We start from the raw sequence: 20,425 nt of genomic DNA on the forward strand, positions 1-20,425 counted from the left end.
CTAGGCGCGCCGCGAGACGACGTACCGGGCCAGCGCCGCCAGCTCGGCGCCGCAGCCCCCGCCGATCCCGTCGATGATCTCCATCGCCGCCGCCGTCTCCTGCTCCGCGAGCTCTTCGGTGTAGGCGCGCCCGCCCGCCCGTTCGATCAGCAGCGCCGCCCGGTGCGCCTCCCGCCCGTCCGCGGGCCGCGCCTTGAGCAGGAGCGCCAGTTCCTCGTCCCCGGACCGCAGTGCGGCGATGACCGGCAGGCTCTTCTTGCCCTGGCGCAGGTCGTTGTGGACGGCCTTCCCGGTGACCTCCGGCTCGCCCCAGATGCCGAGCAGGTCGTCCACGGCCTGGAACGCCAATCCCAGGTGGCGGCCCATCCGATCCATCTTCTCCGCGTCCTCGCGGTCGCCCCCGCCCAGCAGCCAGCCGAGCGCCGCCGCGCACCCCAGCAGCGACGCGGTCTTGCCCACGGCCATCGCGCGGTACTCCTCGACGGTGACCGCTTCGGGACCGCTCCAAGGCCGGTGTTCGAAGGAGGTGTCGGCCGCCTGCCCGTTGACGAGCTCCACCAGCACCGAGGTCAGTCGGCCCACCGCGGCGGCGTCGCCCGTCCGGGCCAGGGTGTCCAGCGCCAGTGCCAGGAGGCCGTCACCGGCCAGGATCGCGGGGCCGACACCGTAGGCCTTCCACGCGGTCATCCGGTGCCGCCGCGTCTCGTCCTCGTCCATGATGTCGTCGTGCACCAGTGAGAAGGCGTGCACGAGCTCCACGGCCACCGCTCCCGGCACCGCGTCCGCGGCGTCCCCGCCGGCCGCCGCGGCGGACAGCCCGGCCAGCGTCGGGCGCACTCCCTTTCCCTCGTCGTCGCCGCGCGGCGTGCCGTCGGCCTCGCGCCAGCCGAAGGTGAATTCCGATATCTGCCGCGGAACCGGCTGGAGCCGCTCCACCGCCTTCTGTACGGCGGGGCGAATCCGCCGCCGGGTGCTCTCCAGCAGCTCCGTTACTTCTACGGGCGGAGCAGTGAGGTCGATCGTCATGGTTTGCCTTCTGCTCGAGGGCGCGGTGATTCAAAGGGTCCCAAAGATGACTCTCTAAAAGAAGCTGTTATCGCAGATTTTACGTAAATAACTTTCGGGAAGTGCGCGACTTCGTTCCGTGATTACTTGAATGGGTTGTCACTGACTGTTGATCATACACTTTCGCGGGGTGATGGATAGTGATTAGCATCACACAGACTTGTCTGTTTTGTTATCATTACACCCCCTTGAAGCGGGTAAACGATCATGAAAGAATCCGGAATGTCTGATTCGTTAAGATCTTGCCAGTAGCTGAATTAGTCGCGCAGGCTCCACGGAGAGAGGCGTTGGTCGATGGTGCTCGACATGGCTGTAAAGCCGGCACGAGAGGCGCGAAGGATTCCCGTCTACCGATCGATCCCCCGGCTGTCCCAAAATTTTCTCGCTGAATTCGAACGAATCGGCCTTGCGGCGAACTGCGAGGTCGTCCGTCTTGACGCCAAGGTTCTCAGTCCTTACCTGCTGGTCAAGCCCGAGCATATTCAGCATGTGCTGAAGACCAACGCCGACAACTACATCCGCGAAAGCATGTTCTACACGCCGTTGTTCCGGCTGTTCGGCAACGGGATCCTCGGCGAGAGCGAGGAGGACTGGCAGCTCAGCAGGCGCACCATGCAGCCGATGTTCACCTCGCGGTACATCAGGTCGGTGACCGACCGCATGATCACGCTGATCAACGAGGGGCTCGACGAGGCGGTCGAGCCGGCCCGCAAGGGCGAGCCGATCGACGTGGCCACGCTCATGGGCTCGGTGGTCAACAAGGCGATCGTCGGCCTGGTCTTCGGGCAGCGGATCAACCCCCGGCAGGTGGCGGAGCTGGCCCACGCCAGCGACGTCATCGTCAAGGCGATACTGCCCCGGCTGTTCACGCCCTTCCTGCCCGGGTGGATGCCCCGTCCCCAGGACCGCGCCTTCGCGCAGGCCGTGAAGACCTTCGACGACGCGATGATGCCCATCGCGCGGGAGCGGGCGGTCCAGGAGCAGGACGACCTGCTGACCGTCCTGCTCGACCGCGAGATGCCCGAGGGCCAGGAGGTCCCGACCTCGTTCCTGCGCGACAACTTCTGCGGCGTGTACGGCGCGGCGACCGAGACCACGTCGGTGGCGCTGACCTGGGTGTGGCCCACGCTGGCCGACAACCCGGAGGTCTACGAGCGGCTCGTCGCGGAGATCGAGGAGGTCGTGGGCGGCGGCCCCCTGGCCGCCGAGCACCTGCCGAGGCTGGTGTACACCCGCCAGGTCATCGACGAGATGCTGCGGTGCATGCCGGTCGCCTGGGCGCTGACCCGGGGCGCGCTGGAGGAGGACGTCATCGACGGGGTGCGCATCGAGAAGGGCGCCGACATCGTCATCAGCCAGTACCTCACCCACCGGCACCCGCTGATCTGGGACCGGCCGCACGAGTTCGACCCCGACCGGTTCGCGCCCGGCCGGAAGCCCCCGCACCGGTACGCCTACTTCCCCTTCGGCGGCGGCGGCCACCAGTGCCTGGGCAACCACCTTTTCCTGGCCGAGGCGACGATCGCCATCGCGAGCCTGCTCACCAGGTTCCGCCTGGTGAAGGCAACGCCCTCGAAGGTCACTCCCCAGCTCGCGGCCTCGGTGCGGGTGAAGGAGAAGGTGCAGATGATCCTGCGGCCGGTGTGATGAGCTCCGACGCCAGAGCCGACGGCCGCGTCTGCGCGGTGGCCGGCCAGTCCCAGCGGCAGATGGGCGCCTGGGCCGCGGAGTATCCGGGATTGTTCAAGGCGGACGCCTTCGACCCCGTCCTGCACAGCACGCTCGCCCTGGCCATGGCCTTCAGCGGGCCGTGGCTGGACGCGGCGGGGCTGCGCATGGCCAACCGGGCGACCCTCTGGTCCTTCGGCCTGGACTGGATCATGGACTACGCCGCAGGATCCCGCGCGGAGGTGGACGGGGTGCTCGCCCGGCTGGGTCCGGTCGCCGACGGCGGCCCGGCGGCGCCCGGGGACGACCTGGCCCGGTTCCTGGCCGACATCCGGGTGGAGCTCGCGGCGATGCCGGCCTTCGCCGAACTGGGCGGCGTGTGGCGGGAGGAACTCGACCTGGTGCTGGAGGGCATGGCCCTGGAATGGCGCTGGAAGGACGAGGGGCACCGGCCCGGCTTCACCGAGTATCTCGCCAACGCCGACAACCTGGGCTTCTCCTTCGTCTTCGCCACCCACTGGATCGCCCAGGGCGGCGGCGGTGACGTGGCGCAGGTCAGGGCGGCCTCCTGGGCGGTCCAGCGGGTGATCCGGCTGCTCAACGACCTCGGCACGGTCGAGCGCGATCGCAAGTGGGGCGATCTGAACGCGCTCCTGCTCGATGTGGAGCAGGCCGAGGTCGAGGCGCGGGTCCCCGTGCTGGTCGCCGAGGCCGAGGAGCTGCTGGCCCCGCTGCCGTCCGAGTACGCGCAGTACATGCAAAGGCAGATGGCCTTCTGCTCGGGCTTCTACGGAGTGACGGACTTCTGGGGAGCACATTGATCACGGCGCAGGAACTCGTGGACGGGCTGCTCGCACAGCCCTGGGGCCAGGTCTCCCCGTCGGTCTACGAGACCGGCAGGGTCGTCTCGTTCACCCCCTGGCTCACCGGCCACGAGGCACGTGTCTCCTTTCTCCTCGACTCCCAGCGCGCCGACGGTTCGTGGGGCGTTCCGGACCCCGGGTACGCACTGGTCCCCACGCTCAGCGCGGTCGAGGCGCTGCTGGGCGAGGGGCCGCGGGCGGCGGCGGCGTGCGAACGGGGCCTGGCCTTCCTGCGTCGCCATCTGAGCCAGCCGCCCCCGCTGCCCGACATGCCGGCGATCGAGATGATCGCGACCTCGCTGGTCAGGGCGGTCAACGCCCGGATCGGCGACCCGCTGCCGCTGCCCGGAGTACTCGACGACGGCAGGCTCGAACTGGTCGAGGCGGCCTTCGTCGGCGGCGGTCCGGTGCCGGACAAGCTGTGGCACGCGCTGGAGGTGCTCGGGCCCAAGGCCGCGGGGCTGCCCCACGCGCGGCGGGAGCGGACCGGGACGGTCGGCGCCTCGCCCGCGGCCACCGCCGCCTGGCTGGGAAGGCGGGAGCCGGACCGGTTCGACCCGGCCCGGCGGTTCCTGGAGACCGCGGTACGCCAGCACGGCGGTCCGGTGCCGGTGGGACTGCCGATCACCACGTTCGAGCGCGGCTGGGTCCTGGGCTGGCTGGCCAGGGCGGGGCTGGACTTCGCGCCGCATCCGGAGCTGGTGTGCGGGCTGCTGGAGACCCTCGGCCCGGACGGCGCCCCCACCGCGGACGGACTGCCTCCCGACGCCGACACCACCTCCGTCGCGCTGTCGGCCCTGGCGCTGCTCGGCCGCCCGACGGCCCCGGACGCGCTGTGGGGCTATGAGACCGACACCCACTTCCGCACCTGGCCCGGCGGCGAGGACGGACGCTCCATCACCACCAACGCGCACGTTCTGGAGGCGTTCGGGACCTACTCCCGGTTCCGCCCGGAGGCTCGTTACCTCTCGGCCGTGGAGAAGGTCGCGAATTGGTTGCGAGAGCAGCAGTGTGGTGAAGGTCACTGGAGTGACCGCTGGCATGCCTCCCCTTACTACTCCACCTTCTGCGCCGCGCTGTCACTTCATGAATTCGGCGGGGAAGGTGCCGCCGAGGCCGTCACCAGGGCGGTCCGGTGGGTTCTGGACACGCAGCGTGAGGACGGCTCGTGGGGGATATGGGGCGGGACCGCGGAGGAGACCTCCTACGCGGTGCAGATTCTCGCGCTGACCGGCGGTGTGACAGGCCGGGAGCGTCGTGCGGCCCTGCGTTCCGGCGGCCGGTATCTCCTGTGCGGGGGGGATGGGCACCCCGCGCTGTGGCATGACAAGGACCTTTACTCGCCGACCGCCATTGTCCGGGCTTCGGTCCTGGCCGCGACCCATCTGGCAGGGGTTTCGGACGGTGCCGAAGTGCTGACCGGGTAGGAGGTTTCGTGTACTTTGAGGAAATTTCAACGCCATGCCCGGCGGGTGGACCGAGATTTCCCGTTTGCTTTGAGTGAACCTGCCTTGGTTGCTATGGTTCTGCCTGCAAACGGGTCAGCCGTAGAACTGGGCATGGGAAATCCTGGTTTGCTTGGTTAATAGCCTGTTAGCTCCTTATTGCAGGCATCTCTATATAGCGTTGGAGCGGTTAGATGCGCCTCCGCAATACCCGTGTGCGGACCAAGGTCACCGCGCTTCTGGTGTCGCTCACCGCACTCTGGGTCTTCGCCGCCTGGGTCACCCTCCGCGAGGGTGTGAACATCCTGTGGGTCACCCGGCTGGACTACGGCATCGCGCAGCCCGCCGAGCCGCTGATCACCTCCCTTCAGCAGGAGCGCCGGCTGTCCCTGATGCAGATGGGCGGCCCCACTCCCCGGCAGGCGGAGCAGCTGAGCGAGCAGCGGAAGAGGACCGACACCCTGATCGGCACCTTCAAGAAGCGCTCCAGCGAGACCATCGTGCGCGCTGCCGCCGACGAGGAGCTGGAGAGGCGGATCGACGCCACCGTCGAGGAGCTCGACGGCATGAGCGCCCTGCGCGCCTCCGTCGACGGCACCGCCAACCGGAAGGTCGTGCTGAAGGCCTACTCCGGCGTCGTGGAATCCATCTTCTTCGCCGAAGACGCGATGGCCACGCTCGACGACGACGACTTCGCCGACGACACCCGCACCCTGATCCAGTTCTCCAGGGCCCGCGAGATCCTCTCCCAGGAGGACGCCTACGTCTCGGGCATCATCGCGAGCAGGCGGCTCAACGCCGCCGACCACGCCGACCTCCTGCAGATCATCGGCTACCAGCGCTCCCACATGGAGCGCACGATCACCGCCATGGAGGACGCCGACCCGGTGGCCTACGCCCAGCTGAAGGAGCACAGGGGCCTGGCGCAGCTCTCCGTCCTGGAGAACAACCTCATCCAGCGGGGCGGAGGCCAGAAGACCTACGTCCCGCAGATGGTGGTCAACCAGTGGGATGGCATGCTGACCCCGCTCACCGCCGATCTCGAGAAGATCAACTACGACTCGGGCGACCGGCTGGTGGACCGGGCCACCCCCATCGCCGTCGGCGTCATCGTCCGGCTCCTGCTCGCCGGCGGTCTGGGCTTCCTGGCGGTCGTGGCGTCCGTGGTCCTGTCCGTCACCACCGCGCGGCACCTGGTGCGGCAGCTGGAGCGGCTGCGGGACGCCGCGCACGAGCTGTCGGACGTGCGGCTTCCCCGGGTGGTCGAGCGGCTCGGCCACGGCGAGCAGGTCGACGTGGCGGCCGAGGCGCCGCCGCTGGCGTTCGGTGACGACGACATCGGCAAGGTGGGCCAGGCGTTCAACGCCGTGCAGGAGACCGCCATCCGCACCGCGGTCGAGCAGGCCGAGCTGCGGCGCGGCATCCGCGACATCCTGCTGAGCCTCGCGCGGCGCTCCCAGGCGCTGGTGCACCGGCAGCTGACGCTGCTGGACCAGATGGAGCGCCGGGAGATCGACACCGAGGAGCTGGAGGACCTCTTCCGCCTCGACCACCTGGCCACCCGGATGCGGCGCAACGCCGAGAACCTCATCATCCTCTCCGGCGCGACGCCCGCCCGCGGCTGGCGCAGGCCGGTCCCCATGGTCGACGTGGTCCGCTCGGCGGTCGCCGAGGTCGAGGACTACACCCGGGTGACGGTCATGCCGATCGACGAGGTCAACCTCGTCGGCCGCGCCGTCGCCGACATCGCCCACCTCCTGGCGGAGCTGATCGAGAACGCGGTGTCGTTCTCGCCGCCCTACACCTACGCGCAGATCTCCGGCCACATGGTGGCCTCCGGCTACGCCCTGGAGATCGAGGACCGCGGCCTGGGCATGTCGGACGAGAACCTCGCCTCCATCAACCGGAAGATCGCCGACCCGCCGGAGTTCAACCTCTCCAGCTCGGTGCAGCTCGGCCTCTACGTGGTCGGCAAGCTCGCGGAGCGGTACGGCGTGCAGGTGACGCTGAAGCGTTCGCCCTACAAGGGAACGACCGCGGTGGTCATCATCCCGCGGGAACTGCTCGAGGAAGGAGAGTCCGGCGCGCCGTCGCAGTCTCTGACGGTCGTCGGGACTGCCATGCCGGAAGTCACCGACTCGACGGACCCCCGGGACGGGGAGCGCTTCACGCCCGTCCTGGTCCCGTCACCACCCGAAGAACCGCAGGCCGCACCGGCCTCCGCCGCCCCGCCGCTGCCGGTGCGCGAGGGGGCCTCCGCGGCCCCGCCGACCCCGCCGGAGACCGAGCTCACCCCCTCGGGCCTGCCCGTCCGGGTTCCCCAGGCCAGCCTCGCCCCCGCGCTGAAGGACGAGACCGCCGACACGGACACACCGGTCGAGGACGACCCCGGCCGTTCGCCCGAAGAGATCCGCAGGATCGTGGGCGCGTTCCAGAGTGGCACCCTGCGCGGCAGGGCGGCCTCCGTCGAGAGTGAGACCGAGTGATGCACAAGACAGGAGCCTCCGCCGACCTGGCGTGGCTGCTCGACGACCTGGTCAAGCGGGTCAACGAGGCCGAGCACGCGATCGTGCTGTCGGCGGACGGCCTGCTGATGGCCCAGTCCAAGGGCATCGGCAGGGACGACGCCGAGCACCTCTCGGCCGTCGCCGCGGGCATCCAGAGCCTGGCCAAGGGCGCGGGCGAGCGGTTCGGCGGCGGCGCGGTGCGCCAGACCATCATCGAGATGCGCTCGGCCTTCCTGCTCGTCACCGTCGCCGGGCAGGGCGCCTGCCTGGCGGTGCTCAGCAGCGAGGACGCCGACGTCGGGCTGATCGCCTACGAGATGGCCATGATGGTCACCAAACTGGGCCACCACCTCTCCACCCCGGCCCGGGTGTCGGAGTCGGCGTGAACTATCCGCCCCAGGAACCCGAACACGAACGCTGGCTTGACGAGAGCGCCGGCCCGTTGGTCAGGCCGTACGTGATGACGAGCGGACGGCTCCAGCCGGTCCGCGGCGAATTCGACCTGATCACCCTGGTGGAGGCGACGGGTCCGGCCCCGTCCGTGGCGATAGGCCTGGGCCCGGAGCACCTGTCGATCATCCGCCTCTGCCAGACGCTGATGTCGGTGGCGGAGATCACCGCGCACCTGGACCTGCCGACCGGCACGGTGCGGGTGCTGCTGGGCGACCTGCTCGACAAGGGCCTCGTCACCGTCCAGGAACCCCAACCGGAGATCGACATGCAGGACCTCAGGATGTACCAGGCGGTGATCGATGGCCTCCGCGCCCTCTAGCGCCGGTACGCGCCGCCGGATGCCCACCGCGATCAAGATCCTCGTGGCGGGCGGGTTCGGCGCGGGCAAGACGACACTGGTGGGCGCGGTCTCGGAGACCGAGCCGCTGCGCACCGAGGAGGTGCTCACCGACCGCGGCGTCGGCGTCGACGACCTCGAGGGCGTGGAGACCAAGCGCACCACCACGGTGGCGATGGACTTCGGCCGGATCACCTTCGGCGAGGAGTTCGTCCTCTACCTCTTCGGCACCCCCGGCCAGGAGCGCTTCTGGTTCATGTGGGACGAGGTGGCGCTCGGCGCGCTGGGCGCGGTCGTGCTGGCCGACACCCGGCGCCTGGCCGACTGCTTCCCGGCGATCGACTACTTCGAGCGCCGCGGCACCCCGTTCATCGTCGCGGTCAACTGCTTCGAGGGGGCGCAGCGGTACGAGGCCGACGAGGTCAAGCAGGCGCTGCAGATCGGCCCGGGCATCCCGGTGCTGCTGTGCGACGCCCGCGAGAAGGAGTCCTCCAAGGAGGTGCTCATCACCCTGGTGCAGCACGCCATGAAGCTGCGGGCCGCCCGTTAGGGCGCTCAGCCGCACCCTTCGAACTGCGGGACGGTGGTGGTGGTCTTCAGCCCGGTCGGTCCGAACCACCGGGCGAGGAGCTCCGCCGCCGTCCCGTCCTGGTACATCCGGGTGAGGGCGCGGTTGACCGCCTCGCAACCGCCGATGTCGTCCTTGTGCAGGCCGATGCCGTACTTCTCGTCGGTGAACCTGGCGTTGACCATCCGGAAGGCGCCGGGCCGCCGCAGGGCGAAGCCCGCCAGGATCAGGTCGTCGGTGGTGACGGCGTCGAGCCTCCCGTCGACGAGGAGGTCCACGCACTCGCTGTAGGTCTGCGCCTCGACGAGCTCGGCACGGATGCCCATCTCCTCCACGACCCGCTTCCAGGAGTGGGAGCCCGCGCTCTTGCACAGCCTGCGGCCCGCCAGATCCCTCGGTCCGCGGACGCTCCGCTCGCCTCCGCGGACCATGATGTCCTGGTGGGCGACGTAATAGGGGCCGGCGAAGCCGACCTCGGTCTTGCGCTGCGGGGTGATGGAGTAGCTGGCCACCACCAGGTCGACCTTTCGCTCCCTCAAGAAGTCCTCGCGCTGCTCCGAGGTGAGCGCGACGAACTCCACGCGTTCGGCGCCCAGCCGCTTGGCGACGTAGGAGGCGACGTCGACGTCGAAGCCCAGGAAGGAGCCGTGGGAGTACATCCCGAGGCCCGGCTGGTCGTACTTCACCCCGACCCGGAGCACTTTTCTGCCCTCCACGCCCGGGGTGCGCTCGACCCCGCACGCGACGGCCAGGGCCAGCAGGAGCCCGGCGACCAGGAGGGGGGCGAGGAGCCGTTCGAGGGCGCGACTGGTCAACGGTACTCCGCGAGTCGGGGCCACACGCCCAGGACGATGAGCGCGGCCAGAACGATCCCCGCCGCGGGCAGGCCCCGGTTCCAGCCGTCGAGGACGGCGGCGCCGGCGGCGATCTCCCGCCCGAAGTCGGTTTTGCGGGCGGTGATGAGCCGGCTCAGCTCCTGGTCGTAGGCGGTGAAGGTCTCGGTCATCAGGCCGGTGCGCAGGGCGATGGCCTCCCGCTCCTCGCCCCGCCGCATCAGGTCGCGCATCCGCTCGTCCTGCTCCTGGAAGGCGCGGTAGCGCACCAGGACCTCGGCCTGCTCGGGGATGCCGCCGAGGAAACCCAGCCGGGGCGGGGCCGCGGCGAGCCGCCGGTGGTAGTCGGCGAGGCTGCCCGACTCCTGGTAGGCGATGCTCTGGGAGGTGTCGAAGTAGACCTGGGCGTAGGTGTCGGCGCGCTGGGGGTCGAGCAGGAAGCGGGTCTGGTCGGCGGCGGCGGTGTTGCTGATCGCGCGGGCACGGGTGAAGGCGAGGGTGGCGTCGAAGCCCTCCTCCTTGGCCATGCGCAGGTGCGCGGAGGTGCTGCCCAGCACGAGCAGCGCCCAGCCGCCCAGCACCAGGGCGATCGCGGTGGCCCCGGCCAGCGCCGGGTTGAGCAGGCGCCGGAACCGGCGGACGAGGTAGAACTGCAGGCCGGCGAGCACCGCCAGCAGCACCAGCGAGGTGGCGCCGACGGCGACGCGCGAGCGCAGGACGTGTGAGCGCTCGTCCACGTAGGCGCGGCGCACGACGCTGGCGTTCTCCAGGGTGAGGTTGTAGGCCTTGGGCAGGATGTCCTGGCGCATGAGATCGGTGGCCCGCCGGTAGACGTCCAGCACGTTCTGCGCCGGAGGCCCCGCCGGATGCCCGGACTGGTCGTCCAGGAGGAGGGTGCGGGCGGCGAGCTGCTCGTACCTGCCCAGGCCGTTCAGCACGTCCCGGACGGTGCGCCGGCTCGCCTCGTCCGTCCCGGCGATCTCGTAGGCCTGCAGCAGCGTCCGGTGCGCCTCGCCGCGGCGTTCCCGGTACCGCTGCAGGGCGTGGTCGCGCCCGGCGCCGAGGCCGTGCTCGGAGCCGATGAGCAGCACCCCGGCGAGCTGGGTGTCCATGTCGCTGAGCGCGAAGTACAGGTGGCCGGTGTACACGACCTGCGGCCCGGCGTCCTCACCGACCAGCCACACGCCCTGCCGGGCGTCCTCCAGGCCGGTGGAGACCGCCGTGACCAGGGCGATGACGGCCACCAGCGCCGCCGCCGCCCATCCCCGCAGGAGGCCCGGGACCGTCCGGGGCAGCACGGAGCGCCCGGCCTTGCGCCGCAGGGCCTCCAGGGCGCCGGCCGCCCTCGTCACGACAGGGACTCTCTTCGCAGCTCGACGGTGGTCCAGGCGCCGACGTGGATGCGGTCGCCCTCGTGGAGGGGGATCTCGGCGCCGACGGCGACCGGGGCGCTGCCGGCGTTGAGCCGGGTGCCGTTGGCCGAGCCGGGGTCGACCAGGCACCAGCGGCCGTCCCGGGCGAGCAGGACGGCGTGGGTGCGTGAGACCGCGGGGTCGCGGGTGGACCCGGACAGGTCGATGTCGGGGACGGTGCCGCGCAGGGTGCTGCGCCGCCCCAGCAGCACCCGGCCGCCGCTGAGGGGGCTGCTGAGCCCGGGCCCGTCCGAGGGGGCGGGCAGCCGGCCGGCGTCGGTGCCGCTCTCGGCCAGGACCCGCCGGTGGTACTCGGGATCGGTGCTGATCACCACGTACCAGCGGGCGCGGGCGGGGCCCCGCGGGGCGGGCTTCGGGCCGGGCACGCCGGTGGCGAGGTCGTGGCCGCAGGCCTCGCAGAAGCGGCCGGAGGCCGGCTCCGCGCACTCGGGGCAGGCCGCGGAGCACGCGGAGGCGGACGCGGGAGGAGGGGCGGTGGCCGCGCCGCGGCGCAGCCGGAAGGTGCAGGTGGTCTCGTCGCCCTCGATGACCCGGCTGAGCATCGCGGCCAGATGGACGTTGCCCTGGGCGCGGGCGAGCCGGACGGCGCCGCCCAGCTCGGCGGCGGCGGTCCCGGCGTCCCCGGACCGCTGGGCGGCCAGGCCCGCCTGGATGCGGGCGGCCAGTTCGGTCTGCCCGGTGTAGTGGGCGACGCGGGCGTCGATCCGGGTGCACCGGGTGCGGTCGTCGGTCCACTCGGCGAACACGTCGGCGGCCCCGAGGGCCTCCCCGCCGCGCAGGACCGCGAGCCGTGCCGCGCGCATCCGCTGGCCGACGTCCTGGACGGGCACCCGCAGGCGCAGGTGGTACTCGCGGGTCTCGTGGCGGCCCCACCGGCCGGTGGAGTGGTCGAAGGAGCGCGGGACGCCTTCGGCGGGGTGCGCGCACAGGTCCTCCTCGACGGGCAGGACCTGCTTGAGGGAGTGCAGGACGACACCGCGCGGCACCGCGACCCGCAGCCGCACGTCCTCGGCGGGCTCGTCGGGGTCGCCCGTCCCGCAGACGGCGATGATCGCGTGGAGCTCCGTCCCGCCGTCGGGCAGGTAGCGGTTCTGGTCCACGGACACGGTGAAGGGCGTCCTGAGGGTCATAGTTCGAGTCCGTCCCCTTCGACCGGGATGATCGCCACGGTGATGTTGTCGTGCCCGCCGCCCGACAGCGCGGTGCGCACCAGTTCGCGGGCGACCGACAGCGGGGTGCGCCGCCCGCGCCGCCCGGTGAGCGGCCCGGAGACCGGGTCGGCCAGGGGGTCGGCCAGCGCGGCGGCCAGCGCCAGCGGGGAGGCCATGTAGTTCCACAGCCCGTCGGTGCACACCACCAGCACGCCGGGGACCTCGGGCGCGTACACCCGCACGTGCACGTCGATCTCGCGGGCGTCGGCGCCCATCCAGCCGACCAGCATGTGCGCCCGGCGGTCGGCGTACGCCTCCTCCTGGCTCATCATGCCGTGCGCGATGACGTGCTCGGCCCAGGAGTCGTCCTCGGTGAGCAGCTCGTCCCCGGTGGCGCCGATCCAGTAGGCGCGGCTGTCCCCGATCCAGCCGATGGTGATGACGGGCCGGCCGTCCAGCTCGCCGGTGACCGCCGAGATGTAGGTGCAGGCGGGCGCCGAGGAGGGGTCGGCCGTCAGGCCCGCCACGGCCTTGGCCGCGGCGAGGGCGGCGGTGCGGGTGGCGTCGCGCGGATCGGCGCCGGTCTCCAGCTCCCGGGCCAGGACGGCCATGCCGGTCTCCACCGCGGTGCCGGACGCCTCCTCGGGGCGGGGGGAGGCCGACACCCCGTCGGAGAGCACCGCGGCCAGGCCGCCGGGGACCGGGGCCAGCGCCATGCCGTCCTGGTTGGTGCTGTGCCGCAGCCCCCGGTCGCTCACCGCGGCGGCGGCGTCGCCCAGGTCGATCTCCCGGTGGTGGGCTGCCTCGGCCGCCGGCCGCCCCGCAGGGCTCAGCCGGTGGCCGCAGGCCTCGCAGAACAGGTCGCCGGCGAAGACCGGGGCGGAGCAGGAGGGGCAGGGCATCGGAGTCCGTTCGCGTCGGGGGTGGGAACGTCAGAAGAGGGTTCGGGGGCGGATGGCGTTGGCACGGGTGACCAGGGCGTGGCGCTCGCCGGGGCCGTCGGCGAGGCGGGCCAGGGTGCGGTAGGCGCGTTCGAGGCCGCGGCGGAGCTCCTCCTCGTCGAGCGGGACGCCCAGGACGCGGGCGCTGGACGTGTGGCCGGCCAGCACCCAGTCCAGTGCCGAGCGCAGGACCTCGACGGCCAGCCGGGCGTGGCGTTCGGCGTCGAGACCCAGTCGGCTGAGACGTCGGCTGGCGTCCATCAGTTCACGTTCGGACAGATCCCCAGGTTCCCGACCGACGGCGATCGCGTGGACGGCGGCGACGCGGGCGCCGGGAAAGTGGCTGGAGGACGGCGGGACGGAGTCGAGCGCGGCGATGGCGCCGGCCCGGTCCCCGGCCGCCAGCCGCACCCGGGACAGGCCGAAGGCGGCGCTCACGTACGTCTGGTCGGTGCGCCACACGGTCTGGTAGTGGTGCTCGGCGCGGGGCAGGTCGCCGAGCAGCTCGTGGCAGAAGCCGAGGGCGAGCTTGGGCGCCGCCTCGCCGGGGGCGAGGTCGTAGAGGCCGTCGAACCGGTGGCGTGCCTCGCGCAGCTCCCCGGACCCCAGCGCGGACACCGCCAGGTACCACTCGGCCCGCCAGTCCTCGCGCAGCCCCGCCAGGACGCGGCGCGCCGCCATGTGGTCGCCGAGCTCCAGGTGGGCCAGCGCCCGGTGCAGCCGCACGTCGGGGGAGTCGGCGGGGGCGGAGACCAGCGCGGTGAGCAGGGCGCGCGGGTCGCCGACGGTCAGCGACGCCAGGAACCCGGCGGACTCGTCCGAGGGGCGGGGCTGGGGGATGGGCAGCGCCAGCAGGGCGTCGCGCGGGGTGAGCCGCTCGGTGGGGACGCGGCGGCCGGGTCCGAACAGCGCGGAGGGGGCGGGGCGCGGCTTGCCGTCCTGCGCCGAGAGCACCTCGCGCAGCACGCCGGTGAGCTGCTCGGCCATCTCCTGGGCGTCGTGGAAGCGGGTGTAGGGGTCGCGGGCGGTGGCGCGGCGCAGGAACCTGTCGTAGGACTCGTGCTCGCGCAGCACCGGCACCTGATCGCGGGGCGGCAGGCTCGCCACGTACTTGCCGGTGTGGCCGTGGAAGGGGAAGCTCAGCACGGCCAGGGTGCGGCCGACGGTGTAGAGGTCGGAGGCGACGGACGGGCCCATCCCGCCGATCTCGGGCGCCTGGTAGCCGACCGTCCCGTAGATCGCGGACTCGGTGTCGTCCATGCGCCGCACCCCGCCGAGGTCGATGAGCTTGAGCTGCTCCTCGGACTGGATGGCGTTGTCGGGCTTGAAGTCGCAGTACAGCAGGCCCAGGGAGTGCAGGTAGCCCAGCGCCCGCAGCACCTCCAGGGCGTAGGCGATGGCCTGGCCGAGCGGCAGGGCGGCGTCCTCGCCGTGCTCGCGCCGGTGCTCGGCCAGGACGTCCTTGAGCGGGTGGCCGCCGACGTACTCCATGACGATGTAGCCGTGGTTGCGCAGGGTGCGCGGGTCGGGGTGCTGGACGAAGTTGTAGATCCGCACGATGTTGGGGTGCTCGACCTCGGCCAGGAACGCCTTCTCGGCGGCGGCGACCGCGCCGGCCTCGGGGTCCTCGCTGTCCAGCAGGCCCTTGAGCACCACCCAGCGGTCGCTGACGTTGCGGTCGCGGGCCAGGTGGATCCAGCCGAGGCCGCCGTGGGTCAGGCAGCCGAGCACCTCGTACTGGCCGCCGACGAGGTCGCCGGGGCGCAGCTTGGGCAGGAAGGAGTAGGGGGAGCCGCAGCGGGGGCAGAAGCCCTCGGGTCGGCCGGGGCCGCCGTCGCGGCCGCGCCCGACCGCCTCGCCGCAGCGGCAGTACCGCTTGCGCTCGGCGACGACGGGGTCGGCCAGCACGGCCTGCGCGGGGTCCTTGTAGGGGACGGGCGGCACCTCGACCAGGCCCGCGCCGAGCATGCCGCGCCGCGACCTGCCGCCGGTGGAGACGCCGGTGCTGCGGGCGGTGGTGCTCCAGGCGGTGGGGCGCTGGGAGCCGGTGCGGGGGAGGCCGGCGTCGGGGTGGGTGAGGCCGTCGGGCTCGGCCGGGGCCAGCCCGCACTCCAGGCAGTAGCCGTCGGCCACGGTACCGGTGCAACCGTGCCTCGTGCAGTTAAGTTGCCCCACCTTGTCCTGGCTCCCACTAATTCGCCCTGGGGCATATAGGTATCAGCCAGTTTGGTGCCAGGGCCACCCCCGGGGTGCCCTTCGTCGCCGGGGAACGCCTGCTCAGGCGCGCAGCGCCCGGGTGATCAGGGGCCAGGAGCGCCGCAGGCCACGCCGGAAGTAGGGCCAGGTGTGGGTGCCCCTGGGGTAGATGTCGGCGGTGACGGGGATCTTCAACCGGCGCAGCCTGGCCAGCAGCGGCCGCGTCGTGTAGAGGCAGAACGCCTCGGCGGGGTCGGCGGCGTGGGTGGTCTCGGAGTCCAGCGGGCCCTTCACGCCGTTGCGGGCGCAGGAGATGTAGAGCCTCGTGCCGCGGAGCCGGTGCGCCTGGCTGAGGGGGTCGTGCGCCTCCCAGACGTCGCGGTTGAGCTGCGGCTGCCCCCACATGAGGAACTTCTCGGCGCCCGAGCCGGGGACACCGGTCAGCAGCACCTCCGGGGCGCCGGGCACCAGGGTGGCGCCGTAGCCGCTGAAGCTGCCGGTGAACGCGAACATGCCGGGGTGCCGGGCGGAGTAGATCAGCGCGCCGTAGCCACCGGCCGACAGCCCGGCGACCGCCTGCCGCCGCGCCGCGCCGTACCGCCGCATCAGGATGCCGCGCAGCTCCTCCAGGTGGAAGGTCTCCCACTGCGGGCCCGACATCCAGTCGGTGTAGCCGCCGCCGGATCCGCCCTCGGGCATGACGACCATCATCCGGCGCGCGGCGCTCAGCCGCATGATCTCGGACTCGCGCGTCCAGGCCCGGTAGTCGTCGTTGCCGCCGTGCAGGAGCCACAGGAGCGGCCACTTCTCCCGGCGGTTCCAGCCCCGGGGCAGGATGAGGCGCGCCCTCATGTTCCGCCGCATCGCGGGCGAGGCGATCGTCAGGTCGCGGACCCGGGGGCCCAGCCGCCGCTCGGAGACGACCCGTGCCGCCGCCGCCTCGGCGGGCGCCGCCACGAGCAGGCCGCCGCCGAGGGCGGCCTGGACCGTGGCGGTCCGCAGGAAGTCACGCCGCTGCCACACCGGAACCACACTCCTTCGCAGAATCTCCTGGCGGGAAGGCAGGACCCTAATTCCCTGATCATCCCTATGGAATGCGAAATTTGCGGAAATTCCGGCACGGGGTTGTCAGTCGCGGAGCACGAACGCCTCCAGGTCGATGGCGTGGGCCATGGCGCGGGCGCCGGCGTCGTTGGGGTGCAGGCCGTCGCCGCAGTGCAGGGCCGGGTGGAAGTGCGAGGGGCGGTCCGGGTCGCGCACGGCGGCGTCGATGTCCAGGCAGGCGTGGTACTCGGCGGTGGCGCGGACCCAGTCGTTGACCTCGGCGCGGATGAGGTCGCCCTTCTCGCAGTGGTAGCCGGGGAACGTCGTCCCCGCGTACGGCGGCAGGGTCGCGCCGATCGGCGTCACGCCCGCCTCCCGCGCCAGGCGGGCCAGCGTGGTCAGGCCCGAGATCAGCTCGTCGGCGTTCTGCGGCCGGTCGGCCGCCGGCAGGCCCAGGTCGTTGATCCCCAGCGCGATGATCACATGGGTGAGCCCCGGTATGGACAGCACGTCCGGCTGGAAGCGCAGCAGCCCGGCGGGCCCGAACCCGTTGCGCAGCAGGCGGTTGCCGCCGATGCCGAGATTGAGGACGGGCAGGCCGAGGCGGCGCGCCAGGTGGTCGGGGTAGCGCTGGTGGGCGTCCGGCGTGGTGCCCGAGCCGTCGGTGAGGGAGTCGCCGAACGCCGCGACGAGCGGTTCGCCGGGGGAGCGTTCCAACCGCAGGTCCACGCCCTTGATCCAGTAGAGGGAGGTGATCGGCGCGGAGGGTTCGGGCTCCGGGTCGGCCGCGGTGTTCCCGGAGGTGACGTAGCCGGTCTGCAGCCCCTCGGGGTGGTGGGTGGCGGGCCCGCTGTCCTCTACTACGTAAAGGCTGATCGCGATCTCGGCGTCGGCGGGGACGTCGAACGCGGTGAGGTCGCTGACCACCTCGGTGCCCGGCACGATCTCCACGCTCTCCGCGCCGCCGAACGTCAGCCTGGCCTGCCCCGCGGCGACACGGCCGCCGCCCAGGTGGCGGCCGACCAGGGCCTCGCCGACGCGCAGCGGGCCGTCGCCGAACTGGTTGCTCAGCCACACCCGCAGCCGGGCGCCGCCCCGGTGCAGGTGGACGATCTGGCGCACGGTGCGCCCGGTGAACCCGCCGCGCGGCTTGGCGAAGCTCAGGTCGCCGTAGGGGCTGACCATCGCCGCCCGGTGCACGGCCACCCATTGCGCATCCATCCCGTTCGTGCTCCCTTCGTCGGTGCTCCGCCCGCCGTGCGGCGGTACGGCATTTGCTTGGGGGTGTTTGAGCCGGGTACGCATGGAATATGCGCCTGTTCGAGGACCGGCTGTTCCAGATGTTCGCCGACCGCGCGCTGATGACCATGACGGGTGGCGGCGCCGAGTACGGCGAGTGCGCCCTCACGGCCTCCCGGATCACCGAGGGCGACGCCGACAGCTGGCACCGGGAGTGGACGGCCACCGCCGACATGGTCGCCGAATGGGGCAGGCGCAGCGACGAGAAGGGGCACCCCGTCAGCGCCGCCGAGGCCTTCCACCGGGCGTCCACCTACTACCGGGTCGCCAACTTCCCGATCTTCGGCCACCCGGTGGACCCCCGCCTGGCCGAGACCTTCCGCAAGGAGTGCGAGGCCTTCGAGCGCATGGCCGTGCTGCGGCGGCTGCGCCCCATGGAGGTCGACTACGAGGGCGTCGAGCTGCACGGCTACCTCTGCCTGGCGGCCAGGGACGAGGCGCGGCCCACCGTGGTCGCGGTCAACGGATATGACTCCAATCTCCACGAAATGTACTGGTCCCACGCCGTACCGGCGTTGAAACGCGGATACCACTGCCTCCTGATGGACGGGCCGGGCCAGGGGGGCGCCCTCATCGAGCAGGGGCTGACCCTGCGGCCCGACTGGGAGCACGTGCTGGGGCCGATCGTCCAGCGGCTCCTGACCTACCGGGAGGTCGACCGCGACCGGGTGGCGGTCATGGGCTGGAGCCTGGGCGGCTACCTCGCCGCCCGCGGCGCCGCGGGCGACCCGCGGGTGAAGGCGCTGGTCGTCGACCCCGGCCAGTGGGACCAGCTCGAACTGCTGCGCGAGGCGATGTCCATCCCCGACGAGCTCAAGGAGGCGCTGCCCGACCTCGACCCGGACGTCCTGGAGCCCTACCTGGCGGAGGCGCTGGCCGACCGGATCCACCACTGGGAGCTGGTCCAGCGCGGCCAGTGGGTGCACGGCGCGGCCACGCCCGCCGAGTACCTGCTGGACCTGGCCCGCTACAACATCTCCGAGGTCGTCGAGGACATCGCCTGCCCCACCTTCGTCGCCGCCACCGAGGCCGACCGCCTCTCGGTCCGCGCCGGCACCTTCTTCGCCCGCCTCCGCTGCCCCAAGACCCTCAAGGCCTTCACCCGCGCCGAGGGCGCCGCGGGCCACTGCGAGCTGTGGAACCGCTCCCGCTTCACCCAGCAGGCCTTCGACTGGCTCTCCGAGACGCTCCGCCATCCCGCGGAACCCCCTCTCTACTGACGTCCCGTCCCGTGGCGCCTCCGGCGCGCCGGGCGCTCAGGGGCCGAGGTCCAGCAGGGGCGGCGGGTAGTCCAGCGTGCGGCGCAGCTCCGGCGGAGCCTGCCACGGCCGGTGGACCGCGGCGCCCTCCAGGGCCTGGAGCTCGGGCAGCCACCGCCGCACGTAGGCGCCGTCGGGGTCGAACCGGGCGGCCTGGCGCAGCGGGCTGAGGGGGCGGGGGCGCGGGTCGTTGCCCGTGCCGGCCAGCCGCTGCCAGTTCGCGGCGTTGTTGGGGATGTCGCCGTCGGCCAGCCAGCGGCGGAAGTGCCGGTAGCCGTGCCGCCAGTCGAGGTGCAGGGCCTGGGTGAGGAACGACGCGGTGATCATGCGGGCGCGGTTGTGCATGAAGCCCTCGTGGTGCAGCTGGCGCAGGGCCGCGTCGACGATGGGCAGGCCGGTGGCGGCGTTCTCCCAGGCCTCCAGGGCGCGGGGGTCGTCGCGGACGGTGCGGGGGCGGGGCCGGTAGTCGCGCCAGGCGAGGTCGGGGAAGGCGGCGGCGACCTGGTAGTGGAAGTCGCGCCAGGCCAGCTGGCGGGCGAACGCCTCGTCGGCGGCGGTGAACCGGAGGACCTCCCGGGGCGAGAGCGTGCCGAAGCGCAGGTGGGCGCTGAGCCGCGAGGTGCCGTCATGGGCGAGGACGTCGCGTTCGCGTGCGTAGTCGTGCAGGCCATGGGAGACCCATTCCCGCAGGCGGCGGCGCCCGTGCTCCTCTCCGCCGGGCATCAGGCCGGGGGAGGCGTCCGTGACGGGGTCGGGGAGGGGGCCGGGGTCGAGCCCGTCGGGGAGCGTGATCCGCGCGGGCGGGGGCAGGACGGGGCGCGGGGAAGCGGCGCGCCAGGCCCGCCAGTAGGGGGTGAAGACCTGGTAGTGGTCGCGTTTGGCGGGGGTGAGGTGGCCGGGCGGGACGACGGTGAGGCCGGGCGCGGTGGTGACGCGCAGGGACAGGCGGCGGAGGGCCTCCAGGCGGCGGAGGGCGTGGGCGGAGTGGTCCTCGGCCAGGTGGAGGGCGCGGGCTCCGGTGCGGCCGGCCAGCTCGGCGACGGCGGCGGCGGGGTCGCCGCGGCGGATGAGGAGGTCGCCTCCCGCGGCGCGCAGGCCGCGGCGCAGGTCGGCCAGGCTGTCGGCGAGGAAGCGCAGCCGGTTGGGCACCGCCATCGGTCCGGCCAGGATCGCCTCGTCGTGAACGAACAGCGGCACGACGCGCTCGGCTTCCGCGCAGGCGGCGTGCAGGGCGGGGTTGTCGTGGACGCGCAGGTCCCGGGTGAACAGCACGATCGCGGTGCCGGCTCCTGCGTTCATCGGGTCCTCTCCCTTCCGGTCCGAAGGTAGCCGTCCGGCGTCACCTGCGGCGCGCTTCCGGGCC

The 20,425-nt window shown here is 72.3% G+C and carries 17 protein-coding genes; 8 read left to right on the forward strand and 9 right to left on the reverse strand.

The window, feature by feature from the left end; translation table 11 throughout:
* Nucleotides 1–1,026 carry a polyprenyl synthetase family protein gene (locus ABD140_RS19865; protein WP_344242379.1) on the reverse strand — a complete coding sequence of 342 codons (1,026 nt, stop codon included), beginning with the start codon at nucleotides 1,024–1,026 and terminating at the stop codon, nucleotides 1–3.
* Nucleotides 1,027–1,371: 345 nt separating this feature from the next.
* Between ABD140_RS19865 and ABD140_RS19870 the strand changes: the two genes are divergently transcribed.
* The 7 genes from ABD140_RS19870 to ABD140_RS19900 all read left to right on the forward strand — a co-directional run bounded on the left by ABD140_RS19870 (nucleotide 1,372) and on the right by ABD140_RS19900 (nucleotide 8,888).
* Nucleotides 1,372–2,712: a cytochrome P450 gene (locus ABD140_RS19870; RefSeq protein ID WP_344242380.1), complete on the forward strand. Its 1,341-nt coding sequence runs from the start codon at nucleotides 1,372–1,374 to the stop codon at nucleotides 2,710–2,712.
* On the forward strand, nucleotides 2,712–3,554 hold the full coding sequence (locus ABD140_RS19875; protein ID WP_344242381.1) for a terpene synthase family protein: 843 nt from the start codon (nucleotides 2,712–2,714) through the stop codon (nucleotides 3,552–3,554). Before ABD140_RS19870 ends, ABD140_RS19875 begins: the two co-directional genes overlap by 1 nt.
* Entirely contained in the window at nucleotides 3,551–5,023 is a 1,473-nt protein-coding gene (locus ABD140_RS19880) for a prenyltransferase/squalene oxidase repeat-containing protein (RefSeq protein WP_344242382.1), read from the forward strand. Before ABD140_RS19875 ends, ABD140_RS19880 begins: the two co-directional genes overlap by 4 nt.
* Before the next feature lie 212 nt (nucleotides 5,024–5,235).
* Nucleotides 5,236–7,527 carry a sensor histidine kinase gene (locus tag ABD140_RS19885; protein ID WP_344242383.1) on the forward strand — a complete coding sequence of 764 codons (2,292 nt, stop codon included), beginning with the start codon at nucleotides 5,236–5,238 and terminating at the stop codon, nucleotides 7,525–7,527.
* Nucleotides 7,527–7,934, forward strand: a complete 408-nt coding sequence (locus ABD140_RS19890) for a roadblock/LC7 domain-containing protein (RefSeq protein WP_344242384.1) — start codon at nucleotides 7,527–7,529, stop codon at nucleotides 7,932–7,934. The genes ABD140_RS19885 and ABD140_RS19890 overlap by 1 nt, the downstream gene beginning before the upstream one ends.
* Nucleotides 7,931–8,320, forward strand: a complete 390-nt coding sequence (locus ABD140_RS19895) for a DUF742 domain-containing protein (protein ID WP_344242385.1) — start codon at nucleotides 7,931–7,933, stop codon at nucleotides 8,318–8,320. Before ABD140_RS19890 ends, ABD140_RS19895 begins: the two co-directional genes overlap by 4 nt.
* Nucleotides 8,301–8,888, forward strand: a complete 588-nt coding sequence (locus ABD140_RS19900; protein WP_425544135.1) for a GTP-binding protein — start codon at nucleotides 8,301–8,303, stop codon at nucleotides 8,886–8,888. Before ABD140_RS19895 ends, ABD140_RS19900 begins: the two co-directional genes overlap by 20 nt.
* A gap of 5 nt (nucleotides 8,889–8,893) precedes the next feature.
* On the opposite strand, the gene ABD140_RS19905 is transcribed toward ABD140_RS19900, so the two are convergent.
* From ABD140_RS19905 to ABD140_RS19935, 7 genes are all read right to left on the reverse strand, one after another.
* Nucleotides 8,894–9,721: a glutamate ABC transporter substrate-binding protein gene (locus ABD140_RS19905; protein ID WP_344242387.1), complete on the reverse strand. Its 828-nt coding sequence runs from the start codon at nucleotides 9,719–9,721 to the stop codon at nucleotides 8,894–8,896.
* Nucleotides 9,718–11,091 carry a hypothetical protein gene (locus ABD140_RS19910; RefSeq protein ID WP_344242388.1) on the reverse strand — a complete coding sequence of 458 codons (1,374 nt, stop codon included), beginning with the start codon at nucleotides 11,089–11,091 and terminating at the stop codon, nucleotides 9,718–9,720. The genes ABD140_RS19905 and ABD140_RS19910 overlap by 4 nt, the downstream gene beginning before the upstream one ends.
* Complete coding sequence (locus ABD140_RS19915; protein ID WP_344242389.1) at nucleotides 11,088–12,302, reverse strand: FHA domain-containing protein; 1,215 nt, start codon at nucleotides 12,300–12,302, stop codon at nucleotides 11,088–11,090. The genes ABD140_RS19910 and ABD140_RS19915 overlap by 4 nt, the downstream gene beginning before the upstream one ends.
* Complete coding sequence (locus ABD140_RS19920; protein WP_344242390.1) at nucleotides 12,299–13,225, reverse strand: protein phosphatase 2C domain-containing protein; 927 nt, start codon at nucleotides 13,223–13,225, stop codon at nucleotides 12,299–12,301. Before ABD140_RS19920 ends, ABD140_RS19915 begins: the two co-directional genes overlap by 4 nt.
* A gap of 30 nt (nucleotides 13,226–13,255) precedes the next feature.
* A complete protein-coding gene (locus ABD140_RS19925) occupies nucleotides 13,256–15,232 on the reverse strand; it encodes a serine/threonine-protein kinase (protein WP_425544138.1) in 1,977 nt (658 codons plus the stop codon).
* A gap of 309 nt (nucleotides 15,233–15,541) precedes the next feature.
* The gene (locus tag ABD140_RS19930; protein WP_344242392.1) at nucleotides 15,542–16,483 is read right to left on the reverse strand and encodes an alpha/beta hydrolase; all 942 of its coding nucleotides are present in this window, start codon (nucleotides 16,481–16,483) and stop codon (nucleotides 15,542–15,544) included.
* 105 nt (nucleotides 16,484–16,588) lie between these two features.
* Nucleotides 16,589–17,725, reverse strand: a complete 1,137-nt coding sequence (locus ABD140_RS19935; protein ID WP_344242393.1) for a GDSL-type esterase/lipase family protein — start codon at nucleotides 17,723–17,725, stop codon at nucleotides 16,589–16,591.
* An 89-nt stretch (nucleotides 17,726–17,814) separates the two neighbouring features.
* Here ABD140_RS19935 and ABD140_RS19940 point away from each other — a divergent pair, with 89 nt between their 5' ends.
* On the forward strand, nucleotides 17,815–19,023 hold the full coding sequence (locus ABD140_RS19940; RefSeq protein WP_344242394.1) for an alpha/beta hydrolase family protein: 1,209 nt from the start codon (nucleotides 17,815–17,817) through the stop codon (nucleotides 19,021–19,023).
* A 36-nt stretch (nucleotides 19,024–19,059) separates the two neighbouring features.
* Here the strand turns inward: ABD140_RS19940 and ABD140_RS19945 are convergent, their stop codons facing one another.
* On the reverse strand, nucleotides 19,060–20,361 hold the full coding sequence (locus ABD140_RS19945; RefSeq protein WP_344242395.1) for a cryptochrome/photolyase family protein: 1,302 nt from the start codon (nucleotides 20,359–20,361) through the stop codon (nucleotides 19,060–19,062).
* Between the last annotated feature and the right edge of the window lie 64 nt (nucleotides 20,362–20,425).

Source organism: Actinocorallia libanotica (assembly GCF_039525175.1).
Taxonomy (GTDB): domain Bacteria; phylum Actinomycetota; class Actinomycetes; order Streptosporangiales; family Streptosporangiaceae; genus Actinocorallia; species Actinocorallia libanotica.

Bases quoted from the DNA above. Each gene is read 5' to 3' on its own strand.
- ABD140_RS19865 (WP_344242379.1), bottom strand. From the start codon at position 1,026: ATGACGATCGACCTCACTGCTCCGCCCGTAGAAGTAACGGAGCTGCTG.
- ABD140_RS19870 (WP_344242380.1), top strand. From the start codon at position 1,372: ATGGCTGTAAAGCCGGCACGAGAGGCGCGAAGGATTCCCGTCTACCGA.
- ABD140_RS19875 (WP_344242381.1), top strand. From the start codon at position 2,712: ATGAGCTCCGACGCCAGAGCCGACGGCCGCGTCTGCGCGGTGGCCGGC.
- ABD140_RS19885 (WP_344242383.1), top strand. From the start codon at position 5,236: ATGCGCCTCCGCAATACCCGTGTGCGGACCAAGGTCACCGCGCTTCTG.
- ABD140_RS19890 (WP_344242384.1), top strand. From the start codon at position 7,527: ATGCACAAGACAGGAGCCTCCGCCGACCTGGCGTGGCTGCTCGACGAC.
- ABD140_RS19900 (WP_425544135.1), top strand. From the start codon at position 8,301: ATGGCCTCCGCGCCCTCTAGCGCCGGTACGCGCCGCCGGATGCCCACC.
- ABD140_RS19915 (WP_344242389.1), bottom strand. From the start codon at position 12,302: ATGACCCTCAGGACGCCCTTCACCGTGTCCGTGGACCAGAACCGCTAC.
- ABD140_RS19920 (WP_344242390.1), bottom strand. From the start codon at position 13,225: ATGCCCTGCCCCTCCTGCTCCGCCCCGGTCTTCGCCGGCGACCTGTTC.
- ABD140_RS19925 (WP_425544138.1), bottom strand. From the start codon at position 15,232: ATGCTCGGCGCGGGCCTGGTCGAGGTGCCGCCCGTCCCCTACAAGGAC.
- ABD140_RS19935 (WP_344242393.1), bottom strand. From the start codon at position 17,725: ATGGATGCGCAATGGGTGGCCGTGCACCGGGCGGCGATGGTCAGCCCC.
- ABD140_RS19940 (WP_344242394.1), top strand. From the start codon at position 17,815: ATGCGCCTGTTCGAGGACCGGCTGTTCCAGATGTTCGCCGACCGCGCG.
- ABD140_RS19945 (WP_344242395.1), bottom strand. From the start codon at position 20,361: ATGAACGCAGGAGCCGGCACCGCGATCGTGCTGTTCACCCGGGACCTG.